This window comes from Endothiovibrio diazotrophicus (genome assembly GCF_054657215.1).
This window is the reverse complement of record NZ_BAAHXB010000341.1, coordinates 1-344: the sequence shown is the minus strand read 5'-3', so window position 1 is coordinate 344 and position 344 is coordinate 1. Positions and strand designations below refer to the sequence as shown.

At 73.5% G+C, this 344-nt stretch carries 1 protein-coding gene; it reads right to left on the bottom strand.

Annotated features, from left to right (window positions below):
* Window positions 1-344, bottom strand: a 344-nt coding sequence (locus ACYQ2W_RS26730) for a hypothetical protein (RefSeq protein ID WP_459874182.1), incomplete at both ends; no start/stop codon positions are given.

Below are 344 nucleotides of genomic sequence, written 5' to 3'. Positions count from 1 at the left end.
GGCGGGCGGGGTGGCCGGGGGGTCGTCGTTCCCGTTGTCGGAATGGTCGCCGGGTGCGGGATCTTGGTCGGTCGGCTCCTCCGTCGGTGGGTCGGGGTTGTCGGCGTGCGCCCCCGCATCGCCGTCGTTGTCGCCGTTGCCGTGGGTGAGGGGCACGGGAACGTCGCGGTGGATGTGCAGCGCCCGTTGGCTGCGGTTGCCGGCTTCGTCCTCGGCGGCAATGACGAACTGGTTGGCGCCGGGGGTCAGCGACAGCTGCGCGCGGAAGGCGTGCTCTTCGTTCAGTGCCAGGGGCCGGCCGTCCAGGGTGACCCGCGCCGGTTCGTCGACCCGGCCGGCGAGGG